This is a genomic window from Motilibacter aurantiacus, assembly GCF_011250645.1.
Taxonomy (GTDB): domain Bacteria; phylum Actinomycetota; class Actinomycetes; order Motilibacterales; family Motilibacteraceae; genus Motilibacter_A; species Motilibacter_A aurantiacus.
The window spans coordinates 289855-309998 of the sequence record NZ_JAANNO010000002.1; the positions used below are offsets into that span (position 1 = coordinate 289855).

The 20144-nt window shown below is 74.3% G+C and carries 17 protein-coding genes and 1 riboswitch; all 17 genes read right to left on the reverse strand.

The genetic code is table 11. The features are described 5' to 3' along the window. Position 1: 1 nt before the first annotated feature. The 17 genes from cimA to G9H72_RS05400 all read right to left on the reverse strand — a co-directional run bounded on the left by cimA (position 2) and on the right by G9H72_RS05400 (position 20133). Entirely contained in the window at positions 2-1621 is a 1620-nt protein-coding gene (cimA, locus tag G9H72_RS05320) for a citramalate synthase (protein ID WP_166168557.1), read from the reverse strand. 308 nt (positions 1622-1929) lie between these two features. After that, complete coding sequence (locus tag G9H72_RS05325) at positions 1930-3024, reverse strand: branched-chain amino acid aminotransferase (protein ID WP_166168560.1); 1095 nt, start codon at positions 3022-3024, stop codon at positions 1930-1932. 57 nt (positions 3025-3081) lie between these two features. Further along, positions 3082-3690 (reverse strand): hypothetical protein, encoded by a 609-nt coding sequence (locus G9H72_RS05330; protein ID WP_166168563.1) that lies wholly within the window; start codon positions 3688-3690, stop codon positions 3082-3084. A gap of 26 nt (positions 3691-3716) precedes the next feature. Then, positions 3717-4781 carry a 3-isopropylmalate dehydrogenase gene (locus G9H72_RS05335; RefSeq protein ID WP_331272002.1) on the reverse strand — a complete coding sequence of 355 codons (1065 nt, stop codon included), beginning with the start codon at positions 4779-4781 and terminating at the stop codon, positions 3717-3719. A gap of 299 nt (positions 4782-5080) precedes the next feature. Further along, entirely contained in the window at positions 5081-6673 is a 1593-nt protein-coding gene (serA, locus tag G9H72_RS05340) for a phosphoglycerate dehydrogenase (RefSeq protein WP_166168566.1), read from the reverse strand. A 67-nt stretch (positions 6674-6740) separates the two neighbouring features. Then, entirely contained in the window at positions 6741-7427 is a 687-nt protein-coding gene (locus G9H72_RS05345; protein ID WP_166168569.1) for a TenA family protein, read from the reverse strand. Continuing rightward, a complete protein-coding gene (gene thiD, locus G9H72_RS05350) occupies positions 7424-8227 on the reverse strand; it encodes a bifunctional hydroxymethylpyrimidine kinase/phosphomethylpyrimidine kinase (RefSeq protein ID WP_166168572.1) in 804 nt (267 codons plus the stop codon). Before thiD ends, G9H72_RS05345 begins: the two co-directional genes overlap by 4 nt. Further along, on the reverse strand, positions 8224-8871 hold the full coding sequence (gene thiE / locus G9H72_RS05355) for a thiamine phosphate synthase (RefSeq protein WP_166168575.1): 648 nt from the start codon (positions 8869-8871) through the stop codon (positions 8224-8226). The genes thiD and thiE overlap by 4 nt, the downstream gene beginning before the upstream one ends. Next, the gene (gene thiM, locus G9H72_RS05360; protein ID WP_196790850.1) at positions 8868-9695 is read right to left on the reverse strand and encodes a hydroxyethylthiazole kinase; all 828 of its coding nucleotides are present in this window, start codon (positions 9693-9695) and stop codon (positions 8868-8870) included. Before thiM ends, thiE begins: the two co-directional genes overlap by 4 nt. A gap of 88 nt (positions 9696-9783) precedes the next feature. Continuing rightward, positions 9784-9859, reverse strand: a riboswitch (TPP riboswitch). A gap of 196 nt (positions 9860-10055) precedes the next feature. Next, positions 10056-11114 carry a sensor domain-containing diguanylate cyclase gene (locus tag G9H72_RS22805; protein ID WP_331272004.1) on the reverse strand — a complete coding sequence of 353 codons (1059 nt, stop codon included), beginning with the start codon at positions 11112-11114 and terminating at the stop codon, positions 10056-10058. A 139-nt stretch (positions 11115-11253) separates the two neighbouring features. After that, positions 11254-12282 (reverse strand): ketol-acid reductoisomerase, encoded by a 1029-nt coding sequence (gene ilvC, locus G9H72_RS05370; protein ID WP_166168581.1) that lies wholly within the window; start codon positions 12280-12282, stop codon positions 11254-11256. A gap of 53 nt (positions 12283-12335) precedes the next feature. Beyond that, the gene (ilvN, locus tag G9H72_RS05375; protein WP_166168584.1) at positions 12336-12860 is read right to left on the reverse strand and encodes an acetolactate synthase small subunit; all 525 of its coding nucleotides are present in this window, start codon (positions 12858-12860) and stop codon (positions 12336-12338) included. After that, positions 12857-14638: an acetolactate synthase large subunit gene (locus G9H72_RS05380; RefSeq protein WP_407939547.1), complete on the reverse strand. Its 1782-nt coding sequence runs from the start codon at positions 14636-14638 to the stop codon at positions 12857-12859. Before G9H72_RS05380 ends, ilvN begins: the two co-directional genes overlap by 4 nt. Before the next feature lie 361 nt (positions 14639-14999). After that, positions 15000-16721, reverse strand: a complete 1722-nt coding sequence (gene ilvD / locus G9H72_RS05385) for a dihydroxy-acid dehydratase (protein ID WP_166168587.1) — start codon at positions 16719-16721, stop codon at positions 15000-15002. A 111-nt stretch (positions 16722-16832) separates the two neighbouring features. Beyond that, the gene (locus G9H72_RS05390) at positions 16833-17732 is read right to left on the reverse strand and encodes a hypothetical protein (protein ID WP_166168590.1); all 900 of its coding nucleotides are present in this window, start codon (positions 17730-17732) and stop codon (positions 16833-16835) included. Next, complete coding sequence (locus G9H72_RS05395) at positions 17729-18685, reverse strand: hypothetical protein (protein WP_166168593.1); 957 nt, start codon at positions 18683-18685, stop codon at positions 17729-17731. Before G9H72_RS05395 ends, G9H72_RS05390 begins: the two co-directional genes overlap by 4 nt. Continuing rightward, positions 18685-20133 (reverse strand): hypothetical protein, encoded by a 1449-nt coding sequence (locus tag G9H72_RS05400; protein WP_166168595.1) that lies wholly within the window; start codon positions 20131-20133, stop codon positions 18685-18687. The genes G9H72_RS05395 and G9H72_RS05400 overlap by 1 nt, the downstream gene beginning before the upstream one ends. Positions 20134-20144: the final 11 nt, after the last annotated feature.

Consider the following 20144-nt stretch of genomic DNA (forward strand, 5'->3'; position numbering starts at 1 on the left):
GTCAGCCGGCCGGCTTCGCCGGGACCGGCTCCACGCCCGCCCGCAGCAGGCCGAACGACATCGCGTCGACCAGCGCCTCCCAGGAGGCCTCGATGATGTTCGCGGCGATCCCGACGGTCGTCCAGGTCTCGCCCGCGCCGTTGGAGGTCTCGATGAGCACCCTCGTCATGGCGCCGGTGCCGGTCCCGGTGCCCGCGTCGACGATGCGGACCTTGTAGTCCACGAGCGAGAACTGCTCGATGACCGGGTAGGCGTTGACGAGCGCCAGCCGCAGCGCCGCGTCGAGCGCGTTGACCGGGCCGTTCCCTTCCCCGGTGGCCACGTGCCGCTCCCCGGCGGCGTGGACCTTGACGGTCGCCTCGGCGAGCGCCTGCTCCCCGCCACGCCCGTCCATGAGCGCGCGCCACGACTCGACCTCGAACCAGCAGCGGCGGGCGCCCTCGACCACCTCGAGCAGCAGCAGCTCGAAGCTCGCGTCGGCCACCTCGAAGGTGTAGCCGCGGGCCTCCATCTCCTTGACCCGCTCGGTGAGCCGGGTCTGCGCGTCGCGGTCGCTGGACAGGTCGTAGCCGAGCTCGCGCCCCTTGAGCTCGACGCTGGCCCGTCCGGCCATCTCGGACACGAGGAGACGCATGTCGTTGCCGACCAGCGAGGGGTCGACGTGCTGGTAGAGGTCGGGGTCCACCTTGATCGCGCTCGCGTGGAGGCCGGCCTTGTGCGCGAACGCGGAGGCGCCGACGTACGGCTGCCGGGCGTACGGAGGGACGTTGGTGATCTCACTGACCGCATGCGAGATGCGCGTGGACTCCTGCAACCCGTTGCCCGCAAGGAGTTTCATCCGACGCTTGAGCTCGAGATTGGCGACGATCGTGACGAGGTCGGCGTTGCCCGTGCGCTCGCCGTAGCCGTTGAGCGTCCCCTGGACGTGCGTCGCGCCGGCGTCGACCGCCGCGAGCGTGTTGGCCACCGCGCAGCCGGCGTCGTTGTGGCAGTGGATCCCGAGCTTGGCCGAGCTGGCGGCGAGCACCTCGCCGACCGCGTCCGCCACCTCGTTCGGGAGCATGCCGCCGTTGGTGTCGCACAGCGCGATGACCTCCGCACCGGACTCGGCCGCGACTCGCACGAACTCGACTGCGTACTTCGGGTCGTACCGGTAGCCGTCGAAGAAGTGCTCGGCGTCGACGAAGACGCGTGTCCCCTCGGCGCGCAGGTGGTCGATGGTGTCGCGCAGCATCGCCAGCCCCTCGTCCGGCGTCGTGCGCAGCGCCTTCTCCACGTGCAGGGCGTGCGACTTCGCGACGAGGGTCACCACCGGCGTGCGCGCCTCGCGCAGCGCCGCGACGAGCGGGTCGTCGGGGGCCTTCGCCCCCGCCCGCCGGGTCGAGCCGAACGCTGCCAGCGCCGCATTGCGCAACGACAGCTCGGTCTGCGCGCGCCGGAAGAACTCGGTGTCCTTCGGGCTCGCGCCCGGCCAGCCGCCCTCGATGAAGCCGACGCCCAGGTCGTCCAGGTGGCGCGCGATCGCGAGCTTGTCGGCGACGGTCAGCGCGAGGCCCTCCTGCTGCGCGCCGTCGCGCAGGGTCGTGTCGTAGACGTGGAAGCCGTCGCTCGTCGGCGCCATGGGCCTGGGTCCTTCCGGAACGGGGTGGTGCGCGTGCTGTGCTGGGCGGGACAACGAAGTGCCGGGAAAACGAAAAGACCCCCCGCGGATGCGAGAGGTCGGCGCGCTCGGCGAAAGATGCCGGGCGCGCTAGCCGATAATCGAGCGGCTGCGGAGCATGGGGCCATCGTGCCACACCCCGGCCAGCGCCGTCCCCGGCTTGCCCGCACGGCCGCAAGCCCTCGACCCGGTCGGCAGGAGGCCCCCTTCCCCCTGATGGACGGGGAGAAGGGGGCCTCCTGCCGGCACGTGGCGGGGCGGGGCGGCGGTCAGCCCAGGGAGACGGTGCGCATCCAGCTGTGCTTGTCGGCCGCGACGCCGTGCTGGATGTCGAGCAGCGCCTGGCGCAGCCGGATCGTCACCGGGCCGGGCTCGCCGTCGCCCACCGTCCACTCCCCCTGCGCCGACTTGACCGTGCCGACGGGAGTGATGACCGCGGCCGTGCCGCAGGCGAACACCTCGGAGATCTCGCCGCTCGCGTTGCCCTCGCGCCACTCGTCCGTGGAGATGCGGCGCTCCTCGACCTCGAGGCCGAGGTCCGCGGCGAGGGTGAGCAGGCTGTCACGGGTGATGCCCGGCAGCAGGGTCCCGGTGAGGGAGGGCATGACCAGACGCGCCGAGTCGCCGCTGCCGACGACGAAGCAGAGGTTCATGCCGCCCATCTCCTCGACCCAGCGGTGCTCCACCGCGTCGAGCCACACGACCTGGTCGCAGCCGTGCGCGGCGGCCTCGTGCTGGGCCACGAGCGACGCCGCGTAGTTGCCGGCGCACTTGGCCTCGCCGGTGCCCCCGGGCGCGGCACGGGTGTACTCGGTCGAGAGCCACACGCTGACCGGCTTCACCCCGCGCGGGAAGTACGCCCCCGCGGGCGAGGCGATGAGCAGGTAGAGGTACGCGGCGGCGGGCCGGACGCCCAGCCCGACCTCCGTGGCGATCATGAAGGGGCGCAGGTAGAGCGAGCGGCCCGCCTCTGCCGGCACCCACGCGGCGTCCTGGCGCACGAGCGCCTCGACCGACTCGAGGAAGAGCTCCTCGGGCAGCTCGGGCATCGCCAGCCGGCGTGCCGAGCGGTTCATCCGGCGCGAGTTCTCCTCGGGGCGGAAGAGCGCGACCGAGCCGTCCGGCTGCCGGTACGCCTTCAGCCCCTCGAAGATCTCCTGGCCGTAGTGCAGGGCCATGGTCGCCGGGTCCAGCTGGAGCGGGCCGTACGGGACGAGCTCCCCGTCGTGCCAGCCGCGGCCCTCGACCCAGCGCACGGTGACCATGTGATCGGTGAATACCCGGCCGAAGCCCGGGTCGACGAGGAGCGCCTCGCGCTCCGTCGCGGACAGGGGGCTGCTGGTGGGCTTCAACTCGATGGCCATGAGGCAAACGGTAGTAGCCCCGGCCACGACGTCCACCGGATACCACCAGATGGACGGTCAGCCCCCGCGCAGCTCGAAGGTCGCGCTCCAGTAGTCCCAGGCCTCGCGCCAGTCGCGCTCCTCCGCGGCCAGGGCGCGGGCCAGCGGCACCGCGAGCCGAGGGTCGGCGGACCGGGCGCGGTTCGCCCAGAGCCGCCGCCACGCCTCCTGCGCGCGCCGGCTCGGCACGTCCGAGTCGAAGACGACGAAGCGCAGCATCTCCTCGACCGCTGCGTCCCACCGCCGCGGGTCGGCGGCCCAGTCGAGCTCGGCCGTCCGCTTCACGTGGGCGACGAGCGCGGCGATCGCGGCCGCGGCCTCGTCCCGGCTCTCCGCGGCGAGCCGGGCCTGCGCGCGCACCGCGGCCTCGAGCAGGAGGGCGGGGTCCGGGAGGTCAACGGCACCCGCGTCCCCGCCGCGCAGGCGACGGACGCGCTCCAGCAGACGGCCCCGGCGGCTGGCCGGTGGCGGCTCGGGCGGTGGCTGGAGCAGCCCGGCGATCAGCGCGCGGTGCGCCTCGAAACCGCGCGCCGGAGGCAGGTCGGCCTCTTCCGGGCGCGCCGCCGAGCGGCGGGCCAGCTCCTCGGCGAGCCGGGACCGCGCGTCCCGGAAGGGCGCTCGACGCACGCCCTCCAGGGTGACACGAGCAGCGGTCAGGCGAGCCGGGAGAGCACGGCGTCACCGACTTGTGACGTACGCCGGGGCGAGCTGCCGCGCTCGGCGAGGTCCTGCTCCACCGCGTCCTCGACCCGTCGCGCCGCAGCCGGCAGGCCGAGGTGGTCCAGCAGCAGCGCGACGGACAGGATCGCGGCGGTGGGGTCGGCGATGCCCTGACCGGCGATGTCGGGGGCGGAGCCGTGGACCGGCTCGAACATGCTCGGCGACGTGCGGTCGGGATTGACGTTGCCGCTGGCGGCGAGCCCGATGCCGCCGGTGACGGCGGCCGCGAGGTCGGTGAGGATGTCGCCGAAGAGGTTGTCGGTGACGATCACGTCGAAGCGCTCGGGCTTGGTCACCATGAAGATCGTGGCCGCGTCGACGTGCAGGTAGTCCACCGAGACGTCGGGGAACTCCTGCCCCACGCGCTGCACGGTCCGCGACCACAGGTGCCCGGCGTGCACGAGGACGTTGTTCTTGTGCACGAGGGTGAGCTGCTGGCGCGGGCGGGCCTGTGCCCGGGCGAAGGCGTCGCGCACGACCCGCTCGACCCCGAAGGCGGTGTTGACGCTGACCTCGTTGGCGACCTCTGCCGGGGTGCCGACCCGGATCGCGCCGCCGTTGCCGACGTACGGGCCCTCGGTGCCCTCCCGGACGACCACGAAGTCGATCTCCCGGTCGCCGGCCAGCGGCGACGTCACCCCGCGGAAGAGCTTGGAGGGGCGCAGGTTCACGTAGTGGTCGAGCTCGAAGCGCAGCCGGAGCAGCAGCCCGCGCTCGAGCACGCCGCTCGGCACGGCCGGGTCGCCCACGGCGCCGAGCAGGATCCCGTCGACGCCGCGCAGCTCCTCGAGCACGCTGTCCGGCAGCGTCTCCCCCGTCGCGTGCCAGCGGCGCGCGCCGAGGTCGTACTCGACGACCTCGGCCCGCCGGCCCTCCGCGGCGAGCACGGCGTCCAGCACGCGGCGGGCCTCGGCGACGACCTCGGGGCCGATGCCGTCACCGGGGATGGCGGCGAGGCGCAGGGTCTGCTCGGGCTGCTGCACGGTGCTGTCGCTCACGGGCGTGCAGCCTAACGGGTCGACCGCGCCTTGAGACAGTTCGTCTCACCATGTGGAGAGGAGAGCCCTCAAGGGGCCGGGTTTCCCCGCGGGCCGGCGTGGAGATCACTTCGATCACCGCAGGCTCCCGGCCTGCCCGACCACGGAGGGCCCCATGAACACACGCACGATCGCGATCATCGCGCTCGTCATCGCTGTCATCGTCGCCATCGCGGTCTTCACCAGCGTCCTGTGACGGCGAAGGGGGTGCTGCCCGGGACACGTCCCGGGCAGCACCCCCTTCGTCCGTCTGCTCGGGGTCAGCCCTCGAGGTCGACCGTCCGGCCGGAGACCGCCCCGATCTCCTGCACGATCGCCTCCAGCGTGTCCGCGGGCACGGCCGAGTCGACGGTGAGCGCGACGAGCGCGTCGCCGCCCTTGCTCCCCCGGCTCACCTGCATGCCGGCGATGTTGACCCCGGCCTCCCCGAGGACGCGGCCGATGGTGCCCACGACGCCCGGGCGGTCCTCGTAGCGCAGGAACGCCAGGTGCTCCGAGAGCGGCACCTCGACGTCGAGGCCGTCAACCTCGACGATCTTCTCGACCTGACGCGGGCCGGTCAGCGTGCCCGACACCGACGTCTGCGACCCGTCGGCGAGCGTCCCGCGCAGGGTGACGAGGTTGCGGAAGTCCGGGCTCTCCGACGTCGTCACCAGGCGCGTCTCGAGCCCGCGCTCCTTCGCGAGCACCGGCGCGTTCACGTAGGTCACCTGCTCCTCGACGACCTCGCCGAAGATGCCGCGCAGCGCGGCCAGCTCGAGGACGCGCACGTCCTGCTCGGCGATCTCGCCCCGGACCTCGATGTCGAGCGACTGCGGGACGGCGCCGGCGAGCGCGCTGAACACGCGGCCGAGCTTCTCCGTCAGCGGGATGCCCGGGCGCACGTCCTCGGCGATGACCCCGCCCTGGACGTTGACCGCGTCAGGCACCAGCTCGCCGGCGAGCGCGAGCCGGACCGACTTCGCGACGGCGATGCCCGCGCGCTCCTGCGCCTCGTCCGTGGACGCACCGAGGTGCGGGACCCCGACGACCGAATCCAATTGCATGAGCGGGGAGTCGGTCTTCGGCTCCTTGTCCCACACGTCGATGCCGGCGCCGGCGACCCGGCCCTCCGTGAGGGCGGTGTAGAGCGCCGCCTCGTCGAGGATGCCGCCGCGCGCGGCGTTGACGATGATGACGTTGGGCTTGACCTTGTGCAGTGCCTCGTCACCCAGCAGGCCGACGGTCTCCGGCGTCTTCGGCAGGTGAACCGTGATGAAGTCCGCCTCGGCCAGCAGCTCGTCGAGGCTGACCAGGCGCGCGCCGATCTGCGCCGCGCGGCCCGCCTGCACGTAGGGGTCGTAGGCGATGACCTTCATGCCGAAGGCCGAGAGCCGCTGCGCGACGAGCACCCCGATGCGGCCGAGGCCGACGATGCCGACGGTCTTCTCGAAGAGCTCGACGCCGGTGAACTTGCTGCGCTTCCACTCCCCGGCCTTGAGCGAGGCGTGCGCGGCCGGGATGCGGCGGGCCACGGACAGCAGCAACGAGATCGCGAGCTCGGCGGCCGAGACGATGTTCGACGTCGGTGCGTTGACGACCATGACGCCGGCCTGCGTGGCGGCCGGGACGTCGACGTTGTCCAGCCCGACCCCGGCGCGCGCCACCACCTTGAGCTGCTTGGCGGCGGCGATCGCCTCGGCGTCGACCTTGGTCGCGCTGCGCACGAGGACCGCGTCCACGTCCGTGATCGCCGAGAGCAGCTCGCCACGGTCGGCCCCGTTGCAGGAGCGGACCTCGAAGTCCGGCCCGAGGGCCTCGATGGTGGCGGGCGAGAGCTCTTCAGCGAGAAGGACGACTGGCTTCTTGCTCACCGTGGGACTCCTGTGGCTAGAACCGGGGACGGCGCTGCGAACTCTACCGATGGCCTCGTGAAGCCGTTCACAAGATCGGCGGCTGCACGTCCGGGCAGGGCCAGGCGTCCCCGCGCCAGGCCGCGTCCCAGAAGAGGTACTCGTAGCGCGCGCTGCGCAGGTACGCGGCCCCCATGGCGGCGCGCACTCCCGGCGACGCCGCGTCGGCCAGGTCGTCCGCCAGCCGCTCGGCCTGCGTCACGGCCTCGGCGAAGGCGTCGGCGGCGTACGCCTGGACCCACGTCCGGTAGCGGCCGTCCGCAGGCACGAGCCGCTCGCACGCCAGGCCCACGTCCAGGTAGACCCGGAAGCACGGCAGGACGGCGGCCACGCCCACCTCCACCGGCTCGAGCGCGGCGGCCCGCAGCAGCCAGGAGACGTACGCGGTGCACGTCGGGGTGGGGACGTGGGCCGCCAGGTCGTCCGGGCCGATGCCGCGCTCGCCGAGCATCTGCGCGTGCAGCAGGCGCTCCGCGTCCGCGGCCCCGATCGCGGCCGCCGCGAGCTGCGTGACCCCGGGCCCGCCGGGCAGCCGGCTCGCGCAGCTCGCCAGCGCGCGGGCGTACTCCCCCAGGTAGGCCGAGTCGTCGAGCAGGTAGCGGTCGAACACCTCGGGGTCGAGGGTGCCGTCGGCGAGCCCGCGCAGGAACGGGTGGGCAAGGATCTCGTCCACGACGGGCTGGGCGGCCCGGCGCACGTCGGTGGACCAGCTCACGCCGCCCACCAGCCCACGAAGTGGTGCACGGGGCCGCTGCCCGAGCCGACCCCGAGCCCGTCCGCGGCCCGCAGCGCGTCCGTGAGGTAGTCCTTCGACCGCTGCACCGCCTCGCGCATCGGCATGCCCAGCGCCAGGCCGGCGGCGATGGCGGAGGAGAGCGTGCAGCCGGTGCCGTGCGTGTTGCGGGTGTCGACCCGGGCCGCGGTCAGCTCCAGGACGCCGTCCGCGTCGACGAGGACGTCGGTGCTGGACGGGCCTGCGAGGTGCCCACCCTTGACCAGAACGGCCGAAGAGCCCATCTGGCGAAGTGCGTTTCCTGCATCTTGCATCTCGTCCTCCTCGATCGAGGGCCGGCGCAGCAGCGTCGCGGCCTCGGGCAGGTTCGGGGTGAGGACCGTCGCGAGCGGCACCAGCAGCTCGCGGATCGCGTCCACCGTCGCCTCGTCGACGAGCCGGTCCCCGCTCGTCGCCACCATCACCGGGTCCACGACGACCTGGGGCACCTCGTGCCGGACGAAGGCCTCCGCGACCGCGGCCACCACGTCGGCGCCGCCGAGCATGCCGACCTTGACCGCCCGGACGTCGAGGTCGTCGAGCACCGCGTCCAGCTGGGCGGTCACGAACTCCGCCGGGACGGGGAGCACTCCGGTCACACCCCGGGTGCTCTGCGCCGTCAGTGCGGTGAGCACCGCCCCGCCGTACGCCCCCATGGCCGAGAACGCCTTGAGGTCGGCCTGGATGCCGGCGCCGCCCGAGGGGTCCGAGCCGGCCACCGACAGCACGATGGCCGCCGTCATCGGCCCTCCTCCCTGGCCGCCAGCGCCGCGTCCACGGACTCGCGCACGGCGCGGGCCGCGGCGCGCGGGTCGGCCGCCGCCATCACCGCGGACACCACGGCGACGCCGGCGGCCCCGGCCGTGACGGCCTCGCCCGCTCGGGCCGCGTCGATGCCCCCGATCGCCACGACCGGCAGCCGGTTCCGTCCGGCGGCACGGGTGACGGCTTCGAGCCCGATGCCCGGCCCGGCGTCGGGCTTGGTGGCGGTCCCCCACACCGGGCCCACCGCGACGTAGTCGAGCGCCTCCTCCTCACCGGGCAGCAGGTCGCGCCCGGCGTACGTGCTCACCCCGAGCGGCACCCCCGGCCCGAGCGCCGCGCGCGCGTCGACAGGGGCGGCGTCGGCCCCGCCCACGTGCGCGCCGAGGCCGAGCGCCCGCGCGACCTCGACGTCGTCGTTGACGACGAGCGGCACGCCGGTGCCCTGCAGGACGGCGAGCAGTCGCCGGGCGACCGCTTCGAGCGCCGCCGGGCCGGCCGTCTTGTCACGCAGCTGCACGATCGTCACCCCACCCTCCACCGCGGCCGCGACGGTGTGCTCCACCGGGCGGGCGCCGCCGAGGCCCGGGTCGGTCACCAGGTAGACGCGCAGGTCCGGGGTCATGCGCTGGCTCCGGGCTGCTCGGCGCGGACGAGGGCGCCGTCGGCCAGGCCGGCGGCGTCGAGGGCCCACAGCTCGTCGAGGAGGGCGGTACGCAGGGAGGCCGGCCCCCGCGCGTCGCGGCCCGCACGGGTGCCGGCGGCGGCGAAGACCGCGCAGGCGGCGACGGCGGCCACCAGCGGGTCGGGCTCGACGGCCAGGAACGCCGCGGTGACCGCGGTGAGCGAGCAGCCGACGGCGGTGACCCGCGGGAGCAGGGCGGAGCCGCCCTCGACCCGCACCACGCGGTCGCCGTCGGTGACGACGTCGACCTCCCCGGTACAGACGACCACGCAGCCCCGCTGGGCGGCCAGCCCGCGAGCCGCCCCGACGGCGTCCTCGACGGCGTCCCCGGAGTCGACCCCCTTGCCGGCGCTGCGCCGGGCGTCCACCCCCGCCAGGGCGGCCAGGGCCAGGACCTCGCTCGCGTTGGCCCGGACGACGGTGGGCCGCCGGGTCAGCAGGTCGGCGCTGAGCTCGTTGCGCAGCGCGGTCGCGCCCACCGCGACGGGGTCGAGCACCCACGGGCGCCCGGCGGCGACCGCCGCCTCCGCGGCCAGCGCCATCCCCTCGGCCCAGCGCGGGGACGGCGTGCCGATGTTGACCGAGAGCGCGGCAGCGATACCGGCGAACTCGCCCGCCTCGCTCGGGTCGTGGACCATCGCCGGCGAGGCGCCCACGGCGAGGACCGCGTTGGCGGCGATGTCCATGGAGACGTAGTTGGTGATGCTCTGCACGAGCGGGGCGCCCGCCCGCACGGCGTCCAGCGCGCGGACGACGTCGGGCAGGCCGATCGATGACTGTGGTGCGTTCACGGTGACGTTCCCTCCCGCCTGCGGGAGAGCCAAAGGCGCACCGGGGGCGGCGCGCGCGTCGGGCTCCCTGCGCCGGCATGACCCGGATCAGGTTCGGCGGGTGTGCTCTCAGCCCCTCGGAGAGGGGCACCCCGGCCGACTGCTTGCCCGGTCACGCTACCGCCATCCGCTGCGCCCGCGCCGGGCCGTCCGCGGCGACGCCGTCCTCGGGGCCCTCAGCCCCACCTCTGCACCGCTGCGGAGGTGCAGAGGTGGTGCTCAGAGGGCCGAGGTGCTCGCGCCGGGCGCGCTCGCCGGCGCCGGCGCCTGTGGGACGTGGCGGCCCGTGCCGGCTCAGCTCGCGCGTACGCGGCGGCGCTTGTGGGCGTAGAGGTCGCCGTCCGCGCGGGCGATCCACTCGGCGAGCCCCTCGCCCTGCCACTGCGCGACCCCGGCGGTCCAGCGCGCGCCCGGCAGCGCGTCGCGCAGCCGCTGGAGAACCTCGACCGAGTCGCCCTCGGCGGTGTCCGGCATCAGCAGCACGAACTCGTCGCCCCCGTAGCGGCCCAGGACGTCGGACCGGCGCAGCGCCCCGCTCCAGGCCGCCGCCAGCCCGGCGAGGACGCGGTCGCCCACGGCGTGGCCGTCGCGGTCGTTGACGCCCTTGAAGTCGTCGAGGTCCAGCACGGCCAGGGTCAGCGGCTCCCCGCGCCGCAGCGCGCAGCCCATGAGCCGCTCGGCCGCACCGGCGAAGGCGACCCGGTTGAGCAGCCCGGTCAGCTGGTCACGGTCGGCCTGCCGCCGCAGCCGCTCGACGAGCGACTGCAGGACCAGCGCGACCCCGCCGACCGAGACGGTGACGAACCCCCACGTCTGCAGGGCGGAGGGCGCGTCGCACACCCCCAGCCCGGCCGCGAAGCCGCCGGCCATCACCGCGAGGTGGGCCAGTGCCCCCCGCCGGGAGTGGAACCATGCCGTGAACAGGGCGATCCAGACGTAGCCGAAGGCCGTGACGACGGTGCCGGCGGGGGTGGTGGAGCAGGCGATGCAGACGCTGACCATCACCGAGACCAGCGCCAGCACGGTGTGCAGGACGATGGCGGGGACGACGTCGCTGCACCGGCGCAGCGCCGCCGCGGCCGCCAGGCCGGCGCCGCCCAGGGTCACCGCGAGCCCGGTGGGAGCGGTGGCGCTGAACGGCATCGCCGCGTTCCCCAGGCAGACCACGGCGGCGAAAAGGCAGGCCTGGGCGAGCGTGCGCGCCTCGCTCGGCGCGGGACGTCCCCATGCCACCGGCACCCCCTGCGCGACCATCCCGCGACCGTCCGCCCCTTCGTCCTGCTGTCGGGCCTCCGCCGTCGGATCACCGGAACCGCCGGCGGCTGCGGCGAGGAAGTCCTTGCGAGCGGGCACAGCCTAGAGCGAACGAACCAGATCGGGGAGGCAAATGCTTGGCCAATAGCGGGACACCGGATGGCCGCAGCCCCGAACGCAGCGCGGGGGAGCACGCCTTGTGGGCGTGCTCCCCCGCGTTCCGCGGTCTTCGCCCTGGTCAGCGAGCCGCGGAGCCCTCGGTGTAGTCGTCGTCGGACGACTTGACCCAGCTCATGAGCTTGCGCAACTCACGGCCGGTTGCCTCGATCGGGTGCTGCTCGCCCTGAGCGCGCAGCGCCTTGAACTCCGGCGCCCCCGCGTCCTGGTCGGCGATGAAGCGGGCTGCGAAGGCACCGCTCTGGATGTCGCCCAGGACCTCCTTCATGTGCTGCTTCACCGACGCGTCGATGACCCGCGGGCCGGAGACGTAGTCCCCGTACTCGGCCGTGTCGGAGACCGACCAGCGCTGCTTGGCGATGCCGCCCTCGTACATCAGGTCCACGATGAGCTTGAGCTCGTGCAGGCACTCGAAGTACGCGACCTCCGGCTGGTAGCCGGCCTCGGTCAGCGTCTCGAAGCCCGCCTGCACCAGGGCGGACACACCGCCGCAGAGGACGGCCTGCTCACCGAACAGGTCGGTCTCGGTCTCCTCGGTGAACGTGGTCCTGATGCCGCCGGCGCGCAGCCCGCCGATCGCCTTGGCGTAGGAGAGCGCGAGCGCCCAGGCGTTGCCGGTCCCGTCCTGCTCGACCGCCACGATGACCGGGACGCCGCGGCCCTCGGAGTACTCGCGGCGCACCAGGTGGCCCGGCCCCTTCGGCGCGACCATGGCGACGTCCACCCCCGCCGGGGGCTTGATGTAGCCGAAGCGGATGTTGAAGCCGTGGCCGAAGAAGAGCGCGTCGCCCTCCTGCAGGTTCGGCTCGATGGCCTCGGCGTAGACGTGGCGCTGCACGTGGTCCGGCGTCAGCAGCATGATGAGGTCGGCCTCGGCGGCGGCCTCCGCGGGCGTGACGACGCGCAGGCCCTCGGCCTCGGCGCGGGCGCGGCTCTTGGAGCCCTCGGGCAGGCCGACGCGGACGTCGACACCGGAGTCGCGCAGGCTGAGCGCGTGCGCGTGCCCCTGGCTGCCGTAGCCGATGACGGCCACGACACGACCCTGGATGAGCGAGAGGTCGGCGTCGTCGTCGTAGAAAAGCTCTGCCACGAGAATCTCTTTCTGGTTCGTCGGTAGGGGAACTGCGGTTCTGGGGACGCCGGTCAGGCGGAGCGCTCGACCGGACGGAGGGCGCGGTCCGTGATCGACCGGGATCCCCGGCCGACCGCGACCATGCCGGACTGCACGATCTCCTTGACGCCGAACGGCTCGAGGATGCGCAGGAACGCGGCCAGCTTGTCGGAGTTGCCGGTGGCCTCGATGGTGACCGCGTCGGTCGCGACGTCGACGACCTTGGCGCGGAACAGCTGCACGGTCTCGAGGACCGAGGAGCGGGTCTGCGCGTCGGCCCGGACCTTGACCAGGAGCAGCTCGCGCTGCACCGAGCTGCCCTGGTCGAGCTCGACGATCTTGACGACGTTCACCAGCTTGTTGAGCTGCTTGGTGACCTGCTCGAGCGGCAGCTCGTCGACGGCGACCACGATGGTCATGCGCGACACGCCGGGCTGCTCGGTCGGGCCGACGGCGAGGGAGTCGATGTTGAACCCGCGCCGGGAGAAGAGCCCGGAGACCCGGGCCAGGACGCCGGGCTTGTCCTCGACGAGGACGCTCAACGTGTGCTTGCTCATCGCTGCCCCAGCTCCACTCCGGTCTCGCCCTCTTCGCGGTCCCAGACCGGGGCCATGCTGCGGGCGACCATGATGTCGTCGTTGCTCGTCCCGGCCGCGACCATCGGCCAGACCATCGCGTCCTGGTGGACGACGAAGTCGATGACCACGGGCATGTCGTCGACCGCCATCGCCTTCTCGATCGTGGCGTCCACCGCGTCGGCCGACTCGCAGCGCAGCCCGACACAGCCGTACGCGTCGGCGAGCTTGACGAAGTCCGGGACCCGCCGGCTCTCGAGCGTGGTGTTCGAGTAGCGCCCGCCGTAGAACAGCGTCTGCCACTGGCGCACCATCCCGAGCGCGCCGTTGTTGATGATCGCGACCTTGATCGGGATGTTGTTGATCGCGCAGGTGGCCAGCTCCTGGTTGGTCATCTGGAAGCAGCCGTCGCCGTCGATCGCCCACACCGTCGCGTCCGGGCGCCCGACCTTCGCGCCCATGGCGGCCGGCACGGCGTAGCCCATCGTCCCGGCGCCACCGGAGTTCAGCCAGGTGTTGGGGTTCTCGTAGTTGATGAACTGGGCGGCCCACATCTGGTGCTGACCGACGCCGGCGGCGTAGAGCGCCTCCGGGCCCGCGATCTTGCCGATGCGCTCGATGACGTACTGCGGCGCGAGCGTCCCGTCGGACGGGGTCTCGTAGCCGAGCGGGTAGGTCTCACGCCACTGGTTGACCAGCGACCACCAGGCCTCGATGTCCGGCCGGTTGCCGGCGGCGGCCTCCGCCTCCAGCGCCGCCGTCAGGTCGGCGATCACGTCGCGGCAGTCGCCCACGATCGGCACGTCGGCGATGCGGTTCTTCGAGATCTCGGCCGGGTCGATGTCGGCGTGGATGATCTTGGCCAGCGGGGCGAAGGTCGACAGCTGGCCCGTCACTCGGTCGTCGAACCGGGTGCCCAGGGCGATGAGCAGGTCGGCCTTCTGCAGCGCGGTGACGGCCGCGACCGTGCCGTGCATGCCGGGCATGCCCAGGTGCGACGGGTGGCTGTCGGGGAACGCCCCGCGCGCCATCAGCGTGGTGACGACCGGGATGCCGGTCAGGTCGGCCAGCCGGCGCAGCTCGGCCGCCGCGCCGGCCTTGATGACCCCGCCGCCGATGTAGAGCACGGGGCGGCGGCTCTCCAGGATCAGCCGCGAGGCCTCGCGCACCTGCTTGGCGTGCGGCTTGCTCACCGGGCGGTAGCCCGGCAGGTCGAGGACGGGCGGCCAGCTGAAGGTCGTCCGCGCCTGCAGCGCGTCCTTGGCCACGTCGACGAGCACCGGGCCGGGTCGGCCGGTGGACGCGATGTGGAACGCCTCGGCGATCGCCCGCGGGATCTCCGCCGGGTCGGTCACGAGGAAGTTGTGCTTGGTGATCGGCGTGGTGATGCCGGTGATGTCGGCCTCTTGGAACGCGTCGGTCCCGATGGCCGAGCTGGCGACCTGGCCGGTCACGGCCACGATCGGGACCGAGTCCATGTAGGCGTCGGCGATCGGCGTGACGAGGTTGGTCGCGCCCGGGCCGCTCGTGGCCATGCAGACGCCGACCCGGCCGGTCGCCACCGCGTACCCCTCGGCGGCGTGGCCGGCGCCCTGCTCGTGGCGGACGAGGATGTGGCGGATCTTCTGGGAGTCGAACATCGGGTCGTACGCGGGGAGGATCGCTCCCCCGGGGATCCCGAAGACGGTGTCGACGCCTACCGACTCCAGCGATCGGATGAGGCTCTGTGCTCCGGTGAGCTGTTCCGGCGACTCGGTCACCTGCTCCACCTTCCTGGGCTGGGGGTGTGGCGTGTCGGGCTGGGGGATGCGCGGGCGAAGGGCTAGCTGCGCCTGGGGCAAACAAAAACCCCCCGGCCCTGGTGGGCGACGAGGGGTAGCGCGCTCGGCGGGAAATCAGCCGGCGCGCTGTACGAGTACGAGAATTCGGGACTGCACACGAGCATCGTGCCCCACGCCGGGCACACCTGTCCACCCGTTTCGCATCGTGAGACGTCCGTCCCACGCCCACCCCTCCCCCGCTGTTCATGCACGGGTCGGCCGTTTCTCCACAGGCCTCGAGCGTGTGGAGAAGTGACCGACCCGTGCATGATCAGCGCCAGGGGAAGGGGAAGCGAGGGCGTCAGTTGCAGACCGCGCCCTGGGCCGCGGAGGTGACGAGCTTGGCGTACTTGGCCAGCACGCCGCGGGTGTAGCGCGGGGGCAGCGGCTCCCAGCCGTCCTTGCGGGCCTCGAGCTCGGCCGGGTCGACGAGGATGTCGAGGGTCGCGTTCTCGACGTCGAGCCGGATCCGGTCGCCGTCGCGGACGTACGCGATCGGGCCGCCGTCGACCGCCTCGGGGGCGATGTGGCCGACGCAGAGGCCCGTCGTGCCGCCGGAGAAGCGGCCGTCGGTCATGAGCAGCACGTCCTTGCCGAGGCCCGCGCCCTTGATCGCGCCGGTGATCGCGAGCATCTCGCGCATGCCCGGGCCGCCCTTGGGGCCTTCGTAGCGGATGACGACGACGTCGCCGGCCTGGATCGTGCCGTCCTCCAGCGCGTCCATCGCCGCGCGCTCGCGCTCGAAGACGCGAGCGGTCCCCTCGAACACCGCGGTGTCGAAGCCGGCCGACTTCACGACCGCGCCCTCGGGCGCGAGCGAGCCGTGCAGGATCGTGATGCCGCCCGTCGCGTGGATCGGGTCGGTGATCTTGCGGATCACCTCGCCGTCGGCCGAGGGGGCGTTCAGCTCGGCGAGGTTCTCGGCCATGGTGCGGCCGGTCACGGTGAGCGTGTCGCCGTCGAGCAGGCCCGCGTCGAGCAGGGTCTGCATGACGACCGGGATGCCGCCGATGCGGTCCACGTCCACCATCACGTGCCGGCCGAACGGCTTGAGGTCGCCGAGGTGCGGGACCTTCGCGCCGATGCGGGCGAAGTCGGCCAGGGTCAGGTCGACCTCGGCCTCGTTCGCGATCGCGAGCAGGTGCAGCACCGCGTTGGTGGAGCCGCCGAGCGCCATGACGACGGCGATCGCGTTCTCGAACGCGGGCTTGGTGAGGATCTGGCGGGCCGTGATGCCCTGGCGGAGCAGGTCGACGACCGCCTCGCCGGACTTGCGGGCGAACCCGTCGCGGCGCCGGTCCGTGGCCGGCGGCGCGGCCGAGCCCGGCAGCGACATGCCGAGCGCCTCCGCCGCGGCGGCCATCGTGTTGGCGGTGTACATGCCGCCGCAGGCCCCTTCGCCGGGGCAGATGGCGCGCTCGATCGCGTCGACGTCCTCACGCGACATCAGCCCGCGGGCGCACGCCCCGACCGCCTCGAAGGCGTCGATGATCGTGACCTCGCGGTCCGAGCCGTCGGAGAGCTTGGCCCGCCCCGGGAGGATCGACCCGGCGTACAGGAAGACCGACGCGAGGTCGAGGCGCGCCGCGCCCATGAGCATCCCGGGCAGCGACTTGTCGCAGCCGGCGAGCAGCACCGAGCCGTCGAGCCGCTCGGCGCCGAACACCGTCTCGACCGAGTCGGCGATGACCTCGCGCGACACCAGCGAGAAGTGCATGCCCTCGTGGCCCATCGAGATGCCGTCGGAGACCGAGATGGTCCCGAACTCCATGGGGAAGCCGCCGCCGGCGTGCACGCCGTCCTTGGCCGCCTTCGCCAGGCGGTCGAGCGACAGGTTGCAGGGGGTGATCTCGTTCCAGGAGGACGCGACGCCGATCTGCGGCTTGGCGAAGTCCTCGTCCCCCATCCCGACGGCGCGGAGCATGCCGCGCGAGGCCGTCGCCTCCAGCCCGTCGGTGACCACGCGGCTGCGCGGCTTGATGTCCGGAGTAGCGGGGCGCGGAGCCTGAGTCTCGGCAGTCACAGCACATCCTGTCTCTCACGGTGCCGGCGGCTTCGGCACCCGAACGATGTTACGTACGGGTGACGCCCCCAGGGGCGGGCCGCCGAGTGCTGAGACGCCGAGCCCGGCGGGTCAGCCGACGCCGAGCGGCACCGGGCCCCGGGAGGGCACCGCCCGAGGCGGACGCGGCCGCGGGGAGCCGGGCGAGCCCGGGCGCGGCGGGCCGACGGCCACCGTGACGGGGACCGGGACGGAGCCGGCCCCCGGGCCGGGCAGGCGCACGGTCACCGGCGCGGTGGAGCCCCCCTCCAGGGGCAGGACCGCCGCACCGTCCCAACCGGACAGCTCCTCCCACGCGAGCCGCCCGCGGCCGCCGTTCTGGTGCGGGTCGACGCGCCGGGAGGCCTCGGCGACCGGGGTGCCCGGGGGCCCGACGACGAGCAGTGCCCGGCCGAACACAGGCGTCGGCAGGATCACCGCCCACCCGGCGGGGCCGGAGCGCGTGGGGCGCAGCGTCGTCCGCGACCAGCGCCCCCGCGAGGGCTGGTACGCAACGACGCCCTTGCCTGCCGGCGGGCCGGGCTCGACCGCGAGCAGCGCCTTGGTCCCCGCCACGGTGCCGGCCCAGACGAGGACCGTCCCCGGCTCGTCGGCGAGCAGCGCCTCCGCCTCCCGGGCGGACGGCGAGCCGGGCGCCGCGAGCGCGCCGGACAGGTCCCCGCGCAGCGGCCATTCGCGGACGGGCAGCAGCGACGGGTCGCTGGGGCCGGTCCGGGTCGACCGTGCGTCGCGCTCGTCCCCACCGGCCAGGTCGGCCAGCACAGCCGCGCCCAGCAGCGCGACGACCAGTGCGGCGGCCGCCTGCCGGGCGAGCCGGGCCCGCCGCGAGGGAACGTCCCCGCCCCGGCCGGCCGGGCCGCCGGCCAGCTCGTCGGGCGACGGGACGGGGCCCGGCTCGCCCTCCTCGCGGACCGGGCCCACGGCGCCGAACCGCGCGCCGCCGGCCGAGGCTGCGGCGCGCCTGCCCCTCACGCGTCCACGGAGTCCGACGGGCGCGACGGCGACGGGCTCGGCGCAGCGGGGGCTCCGCCGGTGGGGGCCGGCGCGGGCGTCGCCCCGCGAGGCGCCTGCTGCCCGGGAGCGGGGGCCGCGGGAGCGCCCGGGGCCGCCGGAGCTGACGGGCTCGACGGCGCGGACGGGGCCGCGGGCGGCGCGCCCGCCAGACGCTGCCCGGTCAGCCCGGCGATCACCCGGGCGTACGTCAGCCCGATGTCGGCGGCGCTCGAGATGGGCGTCACGTGCACGTCGGCGAGCTCGGGGCTCTCGAGCACCGGGGAGCGCTCCGGCCCCTTGGGGTTGAGCACCCAGGTCTGGGTGATGCCCGCGGCCGCGAGGGCCGCGTCGAGCTCGGCCGGGTCGTCCTGGAACTCCCCGTCGCTGATGGCGAGCAGCGCGGTGGCCGCGCAGGACCGGCCGTCGAACGCAGCGCCCAGCGCGTCCGCGGCGGTCCGGGCGACGGTCTGCCCGGTGCCGACGGCCACCTCGCCGGGCGCGAGGGCGGGCGCGCTGCCCACCGGCGTGGGCGCCAGCGTCAGCAGCGCCTCGTCGGTGAACACCGCGAGCGCCACCTCGTCGTCGCCGGGGAGGTTCTGCCGCAGCCAGGGCAGCAGCTCGTCGGTCGCCTGCCGCCGGATGGGCTCGACCTGGTCCATCGAGGAGGAGGTGTCGCTGGCGATGGCGATGCAGAGCCGCCCGTCGAGGGTGCGCTCCCCCTCGAGGTACGTCCCGCCCAGCGCGCCGGGGCCGGCGGCCGCCGCCTGCGGGGCCGGGTCGTCCTCGAGCAGCTGCGGGACGCCCCACCCGGCGAGGGCCGCGAGCGGGACCAGCAGGAGCAGCAGCGGCACTCTGCGGTCGCTCGGCAGGCCCGGGTAGCGCGCGCCGGGAAAGCTCGGCCGGGTCGGGATCCCCCGGCGCCAGATCGGCATCAGGCCCCCGTGTCGCGCTCGCCGGAGGCGGCCCGGTCGACGTCGCGCTCGGCGCGCGGCGGCTGCGGCCGCTCGGCCTTCGGCCGGCCCAGATGTCCGCGCACGGTGCGCAGCAGCTCGGTCCGCAGGTCGATGACCTGCCCGTCCTCGACCGGCGGCCGGCGCTCCTCCCAGGGACGGGTGCTGCTGGCGGCCCGGCGCGGGCTGTCCTCGTCGCGCGAGGTCGGCATCGGGGCCTCCGGCGCCTGCAGCAGCTCCTCGACGGGAGCCGCGTAGACCGGCGCCCGCACCTCGGCGTAGTCGAAGATGCCGCTGTCGTCCGGGGAGGCCTTGTAGGCGTCGAGCAGGCCCTTGACCCGGCCGAGCTGTCCGCGCGCCGCGCGCCAGTCCTGGTGGGCCTGGACCTGCGCCTGCCGCTTGCCGGACAGCCGCTCGGCCTTGGCGTGCCGCCGCAGGGCGCCGGTCAGCACCCGCTGGGCGGCCCGGTCGCGCCGCTCGGCGCGCTCGAACTCGGCGGCCTTCGGGACGGCCTGGTACGCGGCCAGCCCCGCCGCCCCGGCCAGCTCGGCCAGGACGAGCCCGCCGAACATCAGCGCCGAGGAGAGCCGGGAGGTGTCGTCGTCGAGCGGCTCGAAGGCGCCGACGGCCATGCCCTTGAGGCTGACGCCCACGACGAGGCCGATCGCGGCCAGCACCAGGGTCGGCAGCACGGCACGGGCGAAGACGGTCCGCTTGCGCCGGGCCAGCCCCTCGACGTCGCCCCCGCCCGCCGACAGCCAGCCGGACACGAGCAGCTTGGTGCCGATGACGAACACCGGCGCGAAACCGATGGGCAGCAGGTACGACTCCAGCGGCGGCACGTCAGCCACCGCGAGGATCTGGTTGATCGTGAAGTAGCTCGCCGCCATGAGCAGCGCGGTGAAGAACAGCGACGTCACCGGCCGCATCGGTCGGACTACCGTCGGCGTCTCCAGCAGCTGCTGGCGGCGCTCCTGCGCCTCGGCCGTGGCCCGCAGCAGGGCGAGCTCGGTGTGCGCGGCGGCCTTGGCCGCGGTGGCGGCTCGGGTCAGCCGGCGGATGTCCGGCCGGGTGAGCATGGAGCCGTGGATGCTGCGGCCGAGGCCGCCGGCCAGCCGGATCGCCGCCGACTTGGTCAGCGGCGGCTGGCCGCCGGGCTTGCGCAGGCCGACGCCGGGCCGCCCGGCAGGGCCGCTGGCCGGGCCGCCGTAGGCGCCGTTGGCCGGGCCGCCGTAGGGCGCTGTGCCGGGCGCTGTGCCGGGCGCCGTGCCGGGCGCCGTGCCGGGCGCTGAGCCGGGGCCGGGGTACGGCCCGCCGACGGGCGCCCCGCGCGGCGGGACGGCGCCCGCGCGCGGGTCCGGAGGCGCGAAGCCCCGTGGGTCGTACGGGCCGCGGTCGCCCCGGCTCCGGGCCGTGCCGTCGTCACTCACGAGGCGGTCCT